Raw genomic sequence first — 13,537 nt, forward strand, 5'->3', positions numbered from 1 at the left:
TTATGCCGTCTATAAGCCGATTGCTAATAAACGGGGGCGTCGCTAAAGTGACGCCCCCGTTTTACTTGCCCGGCTAACGAATTATGACCCCCCTAGAACGCTACCAGGCTGACCTCAAACGCCCTGATTTTTTCCATGACGCGGCTCAGGAAACTGCGGTGCGTCACCTCCAGCGCCTTTACGACGACTTGGTTGCCAGCGAGAACAGCAGCAGCGGTCTGCTGGGCAAGTTATTCGGCAAAAAGCCGCCGGTGCCGGTCAAAGGGCTGTACTTCTGGGGCGGCGTCGGCCGCGGCAAGACTTACTTGGTCGATACCTTCTTCGACGCGCTGCCGTTCGAGCGCAAGGTGCGCACGCACTTTCACCGCTTTATGAAGCGCGTGCATGAAGAAATGCGCACCCTTAAAGGCGAAAAGAATCCGTTGACCATTATCGGCAAGCGCTTTGCCGACGAAGCCAAGGTCATCTGTTTCGATGAGTTTTTCGTCAGCGACATTACCGACGCGATGATCCTCGCCACCCTCATGGAAGAGCTGTTCAAAAACGGCGTCAGCCTGGTCGCAACGTCCAACATCGTGCCTGACGGCTTGTACAAAGACGGCCTGCAGCGTGCACGCTTCCTGCCAGCGATTGCTCTGCTCAAGCAGCACACCGAGATCGTCAACGTCGACAGCGGCATCGACTACCGCCTGCGCGCGCTGGAGCAAGCCGAGCTGTACCACTGGCCGCTGGATGCCGCCGCTGAAGAGAGCCTGCATAAAAGCTTCAGCAGCCTGCTGCCCGAGCACTGCGCGGTGCAGGAAAACGAGCCGCTGATGATCGAAAATCGCGGCATCGTCGCGCGCAAGATTGGCGACGACGTGGCCTGGTTTGATTTTCGCGAACTGTGCGACGGTCCGCGTAGCCAGAACGATTACATCGAACTGGGCAAGATCTTTCACGCCGTATTGCTGGCCAATGTCGAGCAGATGAGCACCGCCAAAGACGACATGGCGCGGCGCTTTATCAACTTGGTCGATGAGTTTTACGACCGCAATGTCAAGCTGATCATCTCCGCAGAAGTGGAGCTGAAAGACCTCTACACCGGCGGTCGCCTGACCTTTGAGTTCCAGCGCACCCTCAGCCGTTTGCTGGAAATGCAGTCGCATGAGTTTCTCGCGCGTCCGCACAAACCCTGAGTGCAGGACACAGAGCGCCATTCTCGTAGGGCGGATGGCGCTTTACCCATCCACCGCCTCATGTCTCCCCGTGGTGGATGAAAAAAAGCGCCATCCACCCTACACACTGATTTGGCGTGCCTAAGGCGCTGGCGGGTGCTGAAGACAGTCAGGCCGCCTGCCTTCAGGCAGGATAAACTCAGCGCCATCGTCTTTTAGCTCTTTGTGGTAACCCTATGACCTTTGCCTCCCTCGGCCTGATCGAGCCTCTACTGCGTACCCTCGACAGCCTCGACTACAAAACCCCCACCGCTGTGCAGGCACAAGCCATTGTGCCGATTCTTCAGGGGCGCGACCTGATGGCCGCCGCGCAAACCGGCACCGGCAAGACTGCAGGCTTTGCCTTGCCGGTGTTGCAACGGCTGATGATGGAAGGGCCGCAGGTGGCGAGTAATTCAGTGCGCGCGCTGGTGCTGGTGCCAACCCGTGAGTTGGCCGAGCAGGTGCTGCAGAGCTTCATCACCTACGGCCAGCACTTGCCACTGCGCAGCTTTGCCGCCTATGGCGGGGTGAGCATCAATCCGCAAATGATGAAGCTGCGCAAGGGCGTGGATGTGCTGGTGGCGACGCCGGGCCGTTTGCTCGACCTCTATCGGCAAAAAGCAGTCAAGTTCAACCAAGTGCAAACCCTGGTGCTGGACGAAGCTGACCGCATGCTCGACCTAGGCTTTGCCAACGAGCTGGAGAGCGTATTCCGCGCGTTGCCGAAAAAACGTCAGACCTTGCTGTTTTCTGCGACGTTCTCTGACGCGATCCGCAGCATGGCTGGCGAGATGCTCAATGACCCGCTGAGCATCGAAGTCAGCCCGCGTAACGCCGCCGCCAAATCGGTCAAACAGTGGCTGATTCCGGTCGACAAGAAGCGCAAGACCGAGCTGTTCCTGCACCTCTACCAGAGCAAACGCTGGAGCCAGGCGCTGGTGTTCGTGAAAACTCGCAAGGGGGTTGATGAGCTGGAAGCCGAGCTGCAGCGCCACGGTATCAGCGCCGACTCGATCCACGGCGACAAACCCCAGGCCACCCGCCAGCGCGCGTTGCAGCGTTTCAAAGAGGGTGAGGTCAAGGTGTTGGTGGCCACCGATGTGGCGGCCCGTGGTCTGGACATCGACACCATGCCGCTGGTGGTGAATTTCGATCTACCGATCGTCGCCGAAGATTATGTGCACCGCATTGGCCGCACCGGGCGTGCCGGCTCTACAGGGCAGGCGGTGTCGCTGGTCTGCGCCGATGAAGTGCAGCTGCTCTCGGCCATCGAAACCCTGACCCAGCAAGTGCTGCAGCGCATTGATGAGCCGGACTTTATCCCCGATCACCGTGTGCCGCAGACGCTGCCCGGCGGCCAGGTGGTAAAGAAGCCTAAGAAGGCCAAGAAGCCAAAAGTAGTCGGTGGTGGCAAAGGCGGCAGTTTAGGCCGTTGGATGGAGGCCGATGCGCCCGCCGCGCCGGTGGTAAAAGCGGTGCGCAAGGTGCCGAGCTTTGGCGGTAAAGCCGGCAAGCCTGGGAAGTTCGTTAAGTAATCTCAGGCGCGACTGGCCGCCAAAGCGGCTGCCAGTTGCTTCTTGTGGGTGGCGGCGGCCGTCATGTCGTAGATCACCACACAGATATGCTCGACCTCACCGGTCGCCCCTGCCAGAGGCAGCAGGGTGACGTTCTGGTACATAAAATCTTCCTGCCCGGTAATCGGCTGGTAATTTTTGAAGTGCATCAGGTAGGGGTGTTGTTCCCACAGGCTGAACGCGCGGGTGCCCAGTTGCACCACGGTGTCGACCTTGCGCCGTAGCCAGGTTTCGTTGATTTCCGGGAACAGCGTGAACAACGCTTTGCCGTGCACCTCATCCGGGCCCATGCCCGAATGGTTCTCCATAAAGCTGTTCCACACTTCTACCTGGTATTGGCGGTCGAGCACGATTACGCCAACGTCGATGCACTGCACGATGTCGAGCAGCCAATGCACTTCTTTAATATCAATCTGGGCGGGCATGGCTTAACTCATCAGGTAGGTGATTTTGTTGGTCAGGCGCTTGATCGAGTCTTCGGTAAACAGCAGCAGCAGGTCGAAATGGATGTTGTGCGCTTCCAGGCTGTAGCTGACTTCCACCGCCAGGGTTTTCTTCCAGCGGCGCTGATTGAGGTGAATCAGTTGCTCGATGGACGAGTGTTGGCCGAGCAGTTGTGGATGGCCCTGGGAAAAACGCACATCGATCTGTTCGGCAATCCCCGCCAGGCACGCGCCAATCAGGATGCTGGCCAGATCTAGGAGCATTTCTGAGGTTTCCAGATCGTCCTTGGGCTGCCAGTTGAGCAGGCGGGCCATGTCAGCCACTTCTGAGTCGTGGAACAGCAGCAGCGACTCGCCGGCGATGCCGTCACCGATAAACCCCTGGCACACCGCACTCATGCGTTCACCGCGCATGGCGTCGGTGAGGGTCATGTGCAGTTCGCTGACTTCGAAGATATTCACCTGCGGCACCGGTAACTGCACAAAAACCCCGAGTGCCTTGGCCAGCAGCGCGGCGGCGCGGCCCATGGCGACGTTGGTGATTTCGCGCAAGGCATCGCGGAAATTGACCTTCAGCTCATCAAGCACTGCCGCCTGGGCGATGGCGCTGGGCGTGGCCTTGGGGTCGAACAGGCCGAGTTCGAGCAAGGTGGCGCGCAGTATTTCGGGTTCGGCAGGTTTTTTGATAAAAGCCAGGGCGCCGAGTGCTTTGACCCGGCGCAGCGCTTCATCCTGAACGTCGCCAGATACCACCAGCACTTTGCAGGGCAGGCCCTCGGCGCGAATGGCAGCGAGGGTTTCGTAGCCGTCCATTACGGGCATGGTGAGGTCCAGCAGCATCACCTGGCCCAACCCCTGGCGCAGGGCGGCAAGGGCTTCCTGGCCATTGGTGGCTTGGCTGATGCTGACCGGCCATTCGGGCGGTAGGGCGCGGATCAACTGCTTGCGCGCCATGTTCGAGTCGTCGCAGACCACTAGAGGTATCAAGGTTAAGGCTACCTGTTCGCGTGGGAGAGCACCGCTCTGGTCGGTTCCAGTCGATTGTCGAGCAAGCATAGCCGCTAGCGATTGGGCGCGGGCTGTTATTCGTTCAGGTTTTCATCCAGGCAAGCACGCCCTGGGCGGCGCGGCGGCCGCTGGCGAAGCAGGCGGTCAGCAGGTAGCCGCCGGTGGGCGCTTCCCAGTCGAGCATTTCCCCGGCGCAGAAAGTGCCCGGCAGTTGCTTAAGCATCAGCCCTGGGGTCAGTTGCTCGAACGGCACACCGCCGGCCGTGCTGATGGCCTCATCTAACGGCCGTGGGCGAATCAGCGTGATCGGCAGGGCCTTGATCGCGCCGGCCAGCAGTGATGCGTCGTCGAATGTCTCCGCGCTGGCCCGTTCGCGCAGCAACGCGGCCTTGACCCCGTCGATACCGGCCTGGCGATGCAGGTGCTTGGCCATCGATTGCGACCCGCGTGGTTTGCTCAGGGCATTTTGCAGTTTGTTCAATGGCGTCTGTGGCAGCAGATCAAGGTAAACGGTGGCGCTGCCATGCTGGTTGAGGGTTTCACGAATATCCGCTGACAAGGCATACACCAGGCTGCCCTCGAGGCCGCTGGCGGTCAGCACGCATTCGCCCAAACGTGGTGCGGCCCCCGGCAGGTTAAGGCTGACGTTTTTCAGCGGCGCGCCGGCGAACTTGTCGCGCAGAAACGGGCTCCAGGCTGCCACATCAAAGCCGCAGTTGCTGGCCTGCAAGGGCGTAATACTGACGCCGCGCGCCTCAAGCAGGGCGACCCAGGCACCGTCCGAGCCGAGCCGCGCCCAGCTTGCTCCGCCGAGTGCCAGCAGGGTGGCGTCGGCAGTAACGGCCTGTTCACCGGCTGGCGAGCTGATGCGTAAAGCGTCTTGTGCGTCCCAGCCCAGCCAGCGATGACGGGTATGGATGTGTACGCCCAGCTCGCGCAAGCGCTTGAGCCAGGCACGAAGCAACGGCGCGGCTTTCATATCGGTGGGGAACACTCGGCCTGAGGTGCCAACAAAGGTGTTGATGCCCAACCCGTGAATCCAGGCGCGCAGGGCGTCGGCATCGAAGTCCTGCAGCAGCTCTGCGACTTCACCCTGGCGCGGGCCGTAGCGGCGAATAAACGCCGGCTTGGCCTCGGAATGGGTGATGTTCATGCCGCCAACTCCGGCCAGGAGGAACTTGCGCCCCACCGAGGGCATGGCGTCATACAACACGACCGCTACACCGGCCATTGCCAAGACTTCGGCAGCCATCAGCCCGGCAGGGCCGCCGCCAATAATGACGACGCGAGGGGCGGGTTGTGGGGCGGTCGTGGTCATGGCGAGATCGGTAGGTTGGGGTGGCTGCGCATTCTACCCGAGCAGGTCGCGGCCTTGTCATTTGCCCTGGCTTCGGGCACGGTCGTGGCAGACTTTTCTGCCTGGAGCCTCTTATGTCTGACCTCTATCCCAGCATCGACCCCGATGGGCTGATCGAATACTCGGTGGTCTACACCGACCGCTCCCTCAACCATATGTCGCAGTCGTTTCAGGGCGTGATGAAGGACATCTCCAGCACCCTCAAGCAGGTCTACAACGCCCATGCCGTGGCCATCGTGCCCGGTAGCGGCACGTATGGCATGGAAGCGGTGGCGCGGCAGTTGGCCACCGGGCAGAAGTGCCTGGTGCTGCGCAATGGCTGGTTCAGCTACCGCTGGACGCAGATTTTCGAGATGGGCCAGATCCCCTCTCAGTCGATTGTGCTCAAGGCGCGCCCGGTCACCCAGGGCAGCCAGGCGGCATTCTCACCGCCACGCCTGGTCGATGTGCTGGCAGTAATCGCCGCGGAAAAGCCGCAAGTGGTATTTGCCCCGCATGTGGAAACCTCATCGGGGATGATTTTGCCGGACGGCTACCTGCGCGCGGTCAGTGACGCTGTACATGCCGTGGGCGGCCTGTTTGTGCTTGATTGCATCGCCTCCGGCACCCTGTGGGTGGATATGCAGGCCTGCGGCATCGACGTGCTGATCAGCGCCCCGCAAAAAGGTTGGAGCGCTTCGCCATGCTGCGCCCTGGTCATGCTCAGCCAGGCCGCCCAGGCCCGTGTCGAAGCCACGCAAAGCACCAGCTTTGCCTGCGACCTGAAAAAGTGGCTGCAGATCATGCAGGCCTACGAGCAGGGTGGCCACGCTTATCACGCGACCATGCCCAGCGATGCCTTGGCGCGTTTCCGCGATGCCATGCGCGAGGCCGAAGCCATCGGCTTTGCCACCGTGCGTCAGCAACAGCAGGAACTCGGTGATCGAGTGCGTGCCTTGCTCGCCCGCAAAGGCTTCAAGAGCGTCGCCGCCGAAGGCTTTGAAGCCCCAGGTGTGGTGGTGTGCTACACCGACGATGCGCAGATTAAAAACGGCAGTAAATTCGCCGCCCTCGGCCTGCAGATCGCTGCCGGCGTGCCGCTGCAATGCGACGAACCCGCGGATTTCCAGACGTTCCGCCTAGGTCTGTTTGGCCTGGACAAGCTAGGCAATATCGAGCGCACGGTCGCGACCTTGGAGCAGGCGCTGGATAAAGTGCTGGCCGGCTAACGACGTTGCGTGTTTAAACGCGCCGGTGCTTGGCGCTGAGTACCAAGGCGATTCCGCCGAGCACCGTAGCCGCACTGAGCAGCAGGCGCAGGCTCAGTGCTTCATCCAGCAGCAGGCTGCCGGCCAGGGCCGCGATGATGGGCACGCTGAGCTGAACGCAGGCGGCCTGAAAGGACTGCAAGCCGCGCAGCGCGCTGTACCAGATGGCGTAGCCGACCCCGGAAGTCAGCGCACCAGACAGCAGTGCATACATCATCCCGGTGCTGTCCCAGCGGGCCTGGCCAATTAGCAGGGCGCTGAGCAGCAGTGTCAGGGGCACCGTTCGCAGAAAGTTGCCTGCGGTCGCTGCCAGCGGGTCTTTCACGCCGCGCCCCAGTAGCGAGTAAATCCCCCAGGCGATGCCTGCTACAAGCATCAGCAGCGCGGCAGCCGTTGGCGGTTTGCTGGCGCCCGGCAACAGCAGAATGAGCAAGCCGGCGAATGCCACAAACAGGCCGATACAGCCCATTACATTCAAGCGCTCGCCGCGATACAGGCCCCAGGCGAGCATGCTCAGTTGCACCGCGCCGAACAGAATCAGGGCGCCCGCACCGGCGTCCAGGTTGATGTAAGCGAAGGAAAACGCTGCAGCGTACACAAACAACGCAGCGGCAGCCGGCCAGCTACCGAGGCTTGCGGTGTGGGTGCGACCCAGGCGCAGCAGTAACCACAATGTCAGCGCGCCGGCGAGCAGGCGCAGGCTGGTGAAGCTGGCGGCGTCGATTGCAGTTTCGCGCAGGGCCAGCCGGCACAGCAACGAGTTACCGGCAAAGGCCAGCATGGCCAGGGTGGTCAGCAGTAAGGTGCGCATGCTCATGGTGTGTACACGGGCTGGGGGCGGTTATCTAACCACAGCGGCGCCGCTGCTGCTCGTGGGCGTGTTTGCTCTGCCTGCAGTTTCAGGCGTGCGCGGTGTCGGCTAACCCAGCCCGCGCGCTTGCCAGACCTTTGCCGCGCTGTGATGGAGAATGCCGTGGCGCTTGGCCAGGGCCATGCGGTCTTTGTCGTAACCGCCGCCAATCACCCCAACGACCGGGATGTCACGGCCCAGGCAGTGGTTGAGCACGGCTTCGTCGCGGGCAGCAATGCCGGCGTCGGTCAGGTTGAGGTAGCCGAGGGCGTCGTGCTGGTGCACGTCGACGCCGGCGTCGTAGAGCACGATGTCCGGCTGATACAGCGGCAGCAGGTAGTTGAGGGTGTCATCCACCACCTTCAGGTACTCGGCATCGCCCATGCCGTTGGGCAGGGGAATGTCCCAATCACTGAGTGCTTTGCGCGCCGGGTAGTTTTTTTCGCAGTGCAGCGACACGGTGATCGCCTCTGGAGTGTTTTCCAACAGGCGTGCGGTGCCGTCGCCCTGGTGCACGTCGCAATCGAAAATCAGCACGCGCTGGGCTTTGCCACTTTGCAGCAGGTAATGGCTGATCACCGCCAGGTCATTGAAGATGCAAAACCCCGCCGGGTGATCAAAGTGCGCGTGGTGGGTGCCGCCAGCCAGATGACAGGCCAGGCCGTGTTGCAACGCTTGCTCCGCCGCGAGTAGCGAGCCGCCCACGGCGCGAATGGTGCGCTGCGCCAAGGCCGCACTCCAAGGCAGGCCAAGGCGGCGCTGTTCTTCATAGGCCAGTTCACCGCTGGCAAATCGCTGGATGTAGGCTGGGCAATGGGCCAGGGCTAAGACCTCGGGCGGGCACAACTCGGGGCGAAGCAGGTCGGCATCCGTGCACAGGCCGCTGTCCACCAAGTGGTCGCGCAGCAGGCGGAATTTTTCCATGGGAAAGCGGTGCCCGGCTGGAAACGGCGGGCTGTAGTCATCGTGGTAGACCAGCGGCAGGGGCATGACACACTCGCGCAGGCACCGCCTGGGTGCCGGCGGTGTGGGGGCTAGTTCGTTGCCGCGACGCTCAACCAGGCTTCCAGATCGGCGGCGGTCAGGGGCCGAGAGAACAGGTAACCCTGAGCCACGTGGTAACCCTGATCCGTGAGGATACGTTGTTGGCCGGGGGATTCGATACCCTCGGCGACCACGGTCAGGTGCAGGCTTTCGCCCAGGCGAATCACCGCTTCGCTGAGGGCGCGGTTGGTGGCGTCCTGCTCCAGGTCACTGACAAAACTGCGATCCAGCTTCAGCTCCTGGATGGGCAAGCGGCGCAGGTAGCTGAGGCTGGAATAGCCGGTGCCGAAGTCGTCCATGGACAGCCGAACCCCCTGGGTATGCACATCGTTGAGGGTTTTCATGGTGCTGGGGTTGGTGTCCATCATCACGCTTTCGGTGATTTCCAGGGTCAGGTCGCTGGCCTGCAGATTGTGCTCCTGCAGGGTGTTGGCAATCATCCCGGGCAGGTCCAGGTTGTGGAAGTTGGTGGGCGAGAGGTTCACCGAAATAGCCGGAATGTTCAGGCCCTGGCGCCGCCAGGCCGCCAGTTGTCGACAGGCTTCGCGCAGGGCCCACAGCCCCAGCTGGTTGATCAGGCCGCATTCCTCGGCCAGCGGGATAAAGCGTGCCGGCGAAATGTCGCCAAATTGCGGGTGATGCCAGCGCGCCAGGGCTTCAACGCCATATAGCAGTCCGTCGCGCATGCGCACTTGCGGTTGGTAATGCAGGCGCAGTTGCTGGTTTTCCAGGGCGTCGCGCAGGGCAATTTCCAGGGTCAGGCGTTCCTGGGCGAGCTGGTTGAGTTCGTGGCTGAAGAAGCTGGAGCGCCCGCGGCCCAGGCTCTTGGCCTGGTACATGGCCATGTCGGCGCGGTGCACCAAGGTGCCCATGTCGTGGCCATCGCTGGGGAACAGGCTGATGCCGATGCTGGCCGACGGGCAGATGGTGCTGCCGGCCAGCTGGCAGGGCTCGCTCAGGGTCTGGCGCAACTGTTCGACAACTTCGCTGACATGCGCGCTGTCACAGTGCGGCAGCACCAGAACGAACTCGTCGCCGGACAGGCGTCCGACGATGTCGGAGCTGCGACGGTTGAGGCTGAGGCGCTGCGCCACGATACGCAGCAGTTCATCGCCGGCCGGGTGACCGAGGGAGTCGTTAACCTGCTTGAAGCGATCAAGGTCTACAAACAGCACACTCAGTTGTGATTGATTGCGCTCGGCCTCGGCCAGTGCCTGTTCCGCTTTGGCGTGGAGTAGGCTGCGGTTGGGTAGGTTGGTCAGGCTGTCGTAAAAGGCCAGCTGGCGGATCTTGCTGCGGCTTTCCTCACGCTGCAGGGCCAGCGAGCACAGGTGCACGATGACGTCGAGCAGGCGCTGGTGGAAGGCGCTCGGGCCACGGGGCTCGCGGTAATAAAAGGCGAACGTGCCCAACACCCGGCCGGCGTTATCTTTGATCGGGGTTGACCAGCAGCTGCGCAGGCCAATGGGCAGCGCCAGCGCTTTGAAGTCAGCCCACAGCGGGTCGTTGGCAATGTCGGTCACCAGCACACTTTCACCCAGGTAAGCGGCAGTGCCACAGGAACCGACGCCGGGGCCGATGGCCACACCTTCCAACGCTGCGCTGAAACTGGCGGGCAGGCTCGGGGCGGCCAGGGGGTGGAGAAGGCCGTTGGCGCTGACGCTGAGGATGGAGGTGCTGATTTCCGGGGCGATTCGTTCAACTTCGCGGCAGGCCTTTTCCATCAGGCTTGCCAGCGGGTCTTCACGCACGATGGCCTCAAGCATGCGGTTGTTCAGCACCTCATGCATCTTGGTTTGGGTGATGTCGGTGAACATGGCGACGGTATTGCTCAGCACGCCCTGGGCATCAATTATCGGGTTGATCACCACATTGCACCAAATGCGCTGGCCGTCGGCGCAGTAGATCAACGTTTCGCTGTTGTGCGGCTGCCCGGCGCCCAATTGAGTGCGCATGCTCATGATGTCATCGGGCAGCACGTAAGGGGCGAGCAAACTGGTCGGCCGGCGTTGCAGTGCCTGCTCGGCCGAGTAGCCAAACAGGCAGGTGAAGCCACTGTTGGTGTAGATGATCTGGCCGCTGCTGTCGGTAATCAGAATGGCGTTATCGGTGCGATCGACCACCAGAGACAGCAGGCGCAGCTGCTCATCCTGCTGGTGCTGGTTGGTGACGTCCTTGATGAACGCGGTGTAGAGCACTTCATCGTCAATCTCGATTTTGGAGATGGACATCGACGCCCAGCGCTGTGTGCCGTCGGTGCGCTCGATGTGCAGGGTGCGCGAGCTGCCGACGATCTTGTTGATGCCGGTACGGCGGTTGGCGTCGATATAGCCGTCGTGGTGCGCTTGGAGCTCGGGTGGCACCAGTTGGCTGACGTTGTGGCCGATCACACTGCTGCGATCCAGCCCCCACAGCTGTTCAGCCGCCCGGTTGAACAGCACGACATGGTTGTTGCGGTCGATGACCACCACGCCGTCGACGGCTTGTTCCAGGGTCTGGGTGAAAAATTCCGAGAGGTTGCGCGCAGAAGACATGCTGATTCGCTATGACGAAAGGGGAGGGGCGAGTCAGGGCGGTCCGGGACTGTCCTCTCGATACGGGCGTATTTAAAAAGTGGAAAGGTATCGTGGCTGATCGCCAGCATCAAGGGAGTGCCGCGCTTAGGTGCTGTTGTATTGATCAGCATCAATCATTGGCCTGTATGGCTGTGGTGGCGCTGATTGGGCGCTGGCAATGCGCAATCGAGTACCATATTCGCCCGCCGTGTGTGGTGATGGCCGTGGGTTTAGAAGGAGAGCGTTACATGAGTCAGGTGTTGAATGAGTTGGTCGCCCTGCTGACCCTGGAAACCATCGAAGAGAATCTGTTCCGTGGCGTCAGCCAGGACCTTGGTTTTCGTCAGTTGTTCGGGGGCCAGGTGCTGGGCCAGTGCATCTCGGCCGCCAGCCAGACGGTTGAGCCGGCGCGCCATGTGCACTCCATGCACGGCTACTTCCTGCGTCCCGGAGATGCCACACTGCCGGTGGTGTACCAGGTTGAGCGGGTGCGTGATGGCGGCAGCTTCAGCACGCGGCGGGTGACCGCCATTCAGAAAGGCAAACCGATTTTCACCTGCAGCGCGTCGTTTCAGTTCGATGAAAACGGTTTCCACCATCAAGACCTGATGCCCGATGTGCCGGGCCCGGAGACATTGAGGTCGGAAACCGAGCTGGCCCGACTGATTGTCGATGCTTTGCCCGAGCCCATGCGTGAGCGGGCGGTAAGCGAAAAACCAATCGAGATCCGCCCCGTGACGGTGGATAACCCCTTTGCTCCCAAGCCCTGCAAGCCGGTCAAGCATGTGTGGTTTCGCGCCGCCGGCGAACTGCCGGATGACCCTCAGCTGCACAAATATCTGTTGGGGTATGCCAGCGACTTCAATCTGCTGACCACTTCAATGCTGCCGCATGGTGTTTCCGTATGGCAGAAGTTTATGCAGGTCGCCAGCCTCGACCACTCATTGTGGTTCCACGCCGACCTGCGCATGGACGACTGGCTGCTGTACAGCATGGACAGCCCCTGGGCCGGCAACGCCCGTGGTTTTGCCCGCGGCAGCATCTTTAACCGCCAGGGCCAGCTGGTCGCCTCGGTGGCGCAAGAAGGCCTGACCCGCGTGCGTGAGGACTGGAAATGAGCCTGGCCAAGGCCCAGCACTGGGTATTCGACATGGACGGCACCCTGACCCTGGCCGTGCATGATTTTGAGGCGATCAAACGGGCGCTGGATATTCCGCTGGCAGAGGACATTCTCGGCCATCTGGCGGCGCTGCCTGAGGCGGTTGCCGCCGCCAAGCATGCCTGGTTGCTGGAGCACGAGCGCGAACTGGCGCTGGCATCCACGCCGGCGCCTGGGGCGATTGCGTTGGTACGCGAGCTGCGTGAGCGCGGGTGTCGGCTGGGCATCCTCACCCGCAATGCCCATGCGCTGGCGCTGCTGACCTTGCAAGCGATTGGCCTGGATGACTGCTTTGCCGTGGCCGACGTGATTGGCCGCGATGAAGCGCCGCCCAAGCCTGACCCAGGCGGTTTGCTGCATTTTGCTAAGGCCTGGCAGGTGGCGCCGAGCGAGCTGGTGATGGTGGGTGATTACCGCTTTGACCTGGAGTGCGCGCGCGCCGCCGGGGCGCGCAGCGTATTGGTCAATCTGGCGGAAAACCCCTGGCCCGAGCTGACCGATCATTTCGCGGTGGATTGCCGCGCGTTGCAGCAGGTTTTGTAAGGGGGCGGCGGGGGGCGTGGCTGATGCTCTTTTCATCCACCACCGTGGCGCAGTCGGTGGCTGGGTGAAGCGTCGTCCACCCTATGCGGTGGCTTTGCCATGAGCGCAACCGGACTCCAAGTCCCTGAGGATCGGGCAGTCCGGGCGATCATTACCCTGGCAGCTGTCCATCAACTCCTTGAGGGTGTCGCGCAGGCCGCTGAGTTCGCTGATCTTGCGTTCCAGCTCAGCGATATGCGTGGCCGCGAGGGCTTTAACATCGGCGCTGGCGCGTTCTCGGTCCTGCCACAGGGCCAGTAGCTGGCTGACTTCGGCCAAAGAAAAACCGAGATCACGCGAGCGCTTGATAAAGGCCAGGCGATGCAGGTCCTGCGCGCTGTACTGGCGGTAGCCGCTGTCTGTTCGGTCGGCGGCGGGCAGCAGCTCAATGCTCTCGTAGTAGCGGATCATCTTGGCGCTCAGGCCGGTTTTCTTTGCCGCTTGACCAATGTTCATCTGGGTTCCCAAGGTTATCTAGGTGGGCGCGGTCGTGTCCGCGGCGCAGGTGGTGCCGGTTTT

Annotated in this window: 12 protein-coding genes; 5 read left to right on the forward strand and 7 right to left on the reverse strand. The window is 61.9% G+C overall.

Annotation, left to right across the window (positions count from 1 at the left end; genetic code table 11):
• The first annotated feature begins 83 nt into the window (after nucleotides 1-83).
• The gene (gene zapE / locus AC0J6G_RS01185) at nucleotides 84-1,178 is read left to right on the forward strand and encodes a cell division protein ZapE (RefSeq protein WP_475250588.1); all 1,095 of its coding nucleotides are present in this window, start codon (nucleotides 84-86) and stop codon (nucleotides 1,176-1,178) included.
• Nucleotides 1,179-1,393: 215 nt separating this feature from the next.
• The gene (locus AC0J6G_RS01190; protein ID WP_475250589.1) at nucleotides 1,394-2,734 is read left to right on the forward strand and encodes a DEAD/DEAH box helicase; all 1,341 of its coding nucleotides are present in this window, start codon (nucleotides 1,394-1,396) and stop codon (nucleotides 2,732-2,734) included.
• A gap of 2 nt (nucleotides 2,735-2,736) precedes the next feature.
• Here the strand turns inward: AC0J6G_RS01190 and AC0J6G_RS01195 are convergent, their stop codons facing one another.
• From AC0J6G_RS01195 to AC0J6G_RS01205, 3 genes are all read right to left on the reverse strand, one after another.
• On the reverse strand, nucleotides 2,737-3,198 hold the full coding sequence (locus AC0J6G_RS01195) for a PAS domain-containing protein (RefSeq protein ID WP_475250590.1): 462 nt from the start codon (nucleotides 3,196-3,198) through the stop codon (nucleotides 2,737-2,739).
• Between the two features lie 3 nt (nucleotides 3,199-3,201).
• The gene (locus AC0J6G_RS01200; RefSeq protein ID WP_475250591.1) at nucleotides 3,202-4,203 is read right to left on the reverse strand and encodes a response regulator; all 1,002 of its coding nucleotides are present in this window, start codon (nucleotides 4,201-4,203) and stop codon (nucleotides 3,202-3,204) included.
• Nucleotides 4,204-4,306: 103 nt separating this feature from the next.
• Nucleotides 4,307-5,542 carry a TIGR03862 family flavoprotein gene (locus AC0J6G_RS01205; RefSeq protein WP_475250592.1) on the reverse strand — a complete coding sequence of 412 codons (1,236 nt, stop codon included), beginning with the start codon at nucleotides 5,540-5,542 and terminating at the stop codon, nucleotides 4,307-4,309.
• Between the two features lie 113 nt (nucleotides 5,543-5,655).
• On the opposite strand from AC0J6G_RS01205, the gene AC0J6G_RS01210 reads away from it, so the two are divergent.
• On the forward strand, nucleotides 5,656-6,789 hold the full coding sequence (locus tag AC0J6G_RS01210; RefSeq protein ID WP_475250593.1) for an aminotransferase class V-fold PLP-dependent enzyme: 1,134 nt from the start codon (nucleotides 5,656-5,658) through the stop codon (nucleotides 6,787-6,789).
• Nucleotides 6,790-6,802: 13 nt separating this feature from the next.
• Here AC0J6G_RS01210 and AC0J6G_RS01215 read toward each other — a convergent pair whose 3' ends face one another.
• From AC0J6G_RS01215 to AC0J6G_RS01225, 3 genes are all read right to left on the reverse strand, one after another.
• The gene (locus AC0J6G_RS01215) at nucleotides 6,803-7,645 is read right to left on the reverse strand and encodes an EamA family transporter (protein WP_475250594.1); all 843 of its coding nucleotides are present in this window, start codon (nucleotides 7,643-7,645) and stop codon (nucleotides 6,803-6,805) included.
• A gap of 102 nt (nucleotides 7,646-7,747) precedes the next feature.
• Nucleotides 7,748-8,668, reverse strand: coding sequence for a histone deacetylase family protein (locus tag AC0J6G_RS01220; RefSeq protein ID WP_475250595.1), 921 nt, complete (start codon nucleotides 8,666-8,668; stop codon nucleotides 7,748-7,750).
• 44 nt (nucleotides 8,669-8,712) lie between these two features.
• Nucleotides 8,713-11,256, reverse strand: coding sequence for an EAL domain-containing protein (locus AC0J6G_RS01225; protein WP_475250596.1), 2,544 nt, complete (start codon nucleotides 11,254-11,256; stop codon nucleotides 8,713-8,715).
• 269 nt (nucleotides 11,257-11,525) lie between these two features.
• On the opposite strand from AC0J6G_RS01225, the gene tesB reads away from it, so the two are divergent.
• Both tesB and AC0J6G_RS01235 read left to right on the forward strand, forming a co-directional pair.
• The gene (gene tesB / locus AC0J6G_RS01230) at nucleotides 11,526-12,395 is read left to right on the forward strand and encodes an acyl-CoA thioesterase II (RefSeq protein ID WP_475250597.1); all 870 of its coding nucleotides are present in this window, start codon (nucleotides 11,526-11,528) and stop codon (nucleotides 12,393-12,395) included.
• Complete coding sequence (locus AC0J6G_RS01235; RefSeq protein ID WP_475250598.1) at nucleotides 12,392-12,979, forward strand: HAD family hydrolase; 588 nt, start codon at nucleotides 12,392-12,394, stop codon at nucleotides 12,977-12,979. The genes tesB and AC0J6G_RS01235 overlap by 4 nt, the downstream gene beginning before the upstream one ends.
• 81 nt (nucleotides 12,980-13,060) lie before the next feature.
• On the opposite strand, the gene cueR is transcribed toward AC0J6G_RS01235, so the two are convergent.
• Complete coding sequence (gene cueR, locus AC0J6G_RS01240) at nucleotides 13,061-13,474, reverse strand: Cu(I)-responsive transcriptional regulator (protein WP_475250599.1); 414 nt, start codon at nucleotides 13,472-13,474, stop codon at nucleotides 13,061-13,063.
• Nucleotides 13,475-13,537 lie beyond the last annotated feature (63 nt).

The sequence above is a fragment of the Pseudomonas sp. TS_SC_3 genome (assembly GCF_056156225.1).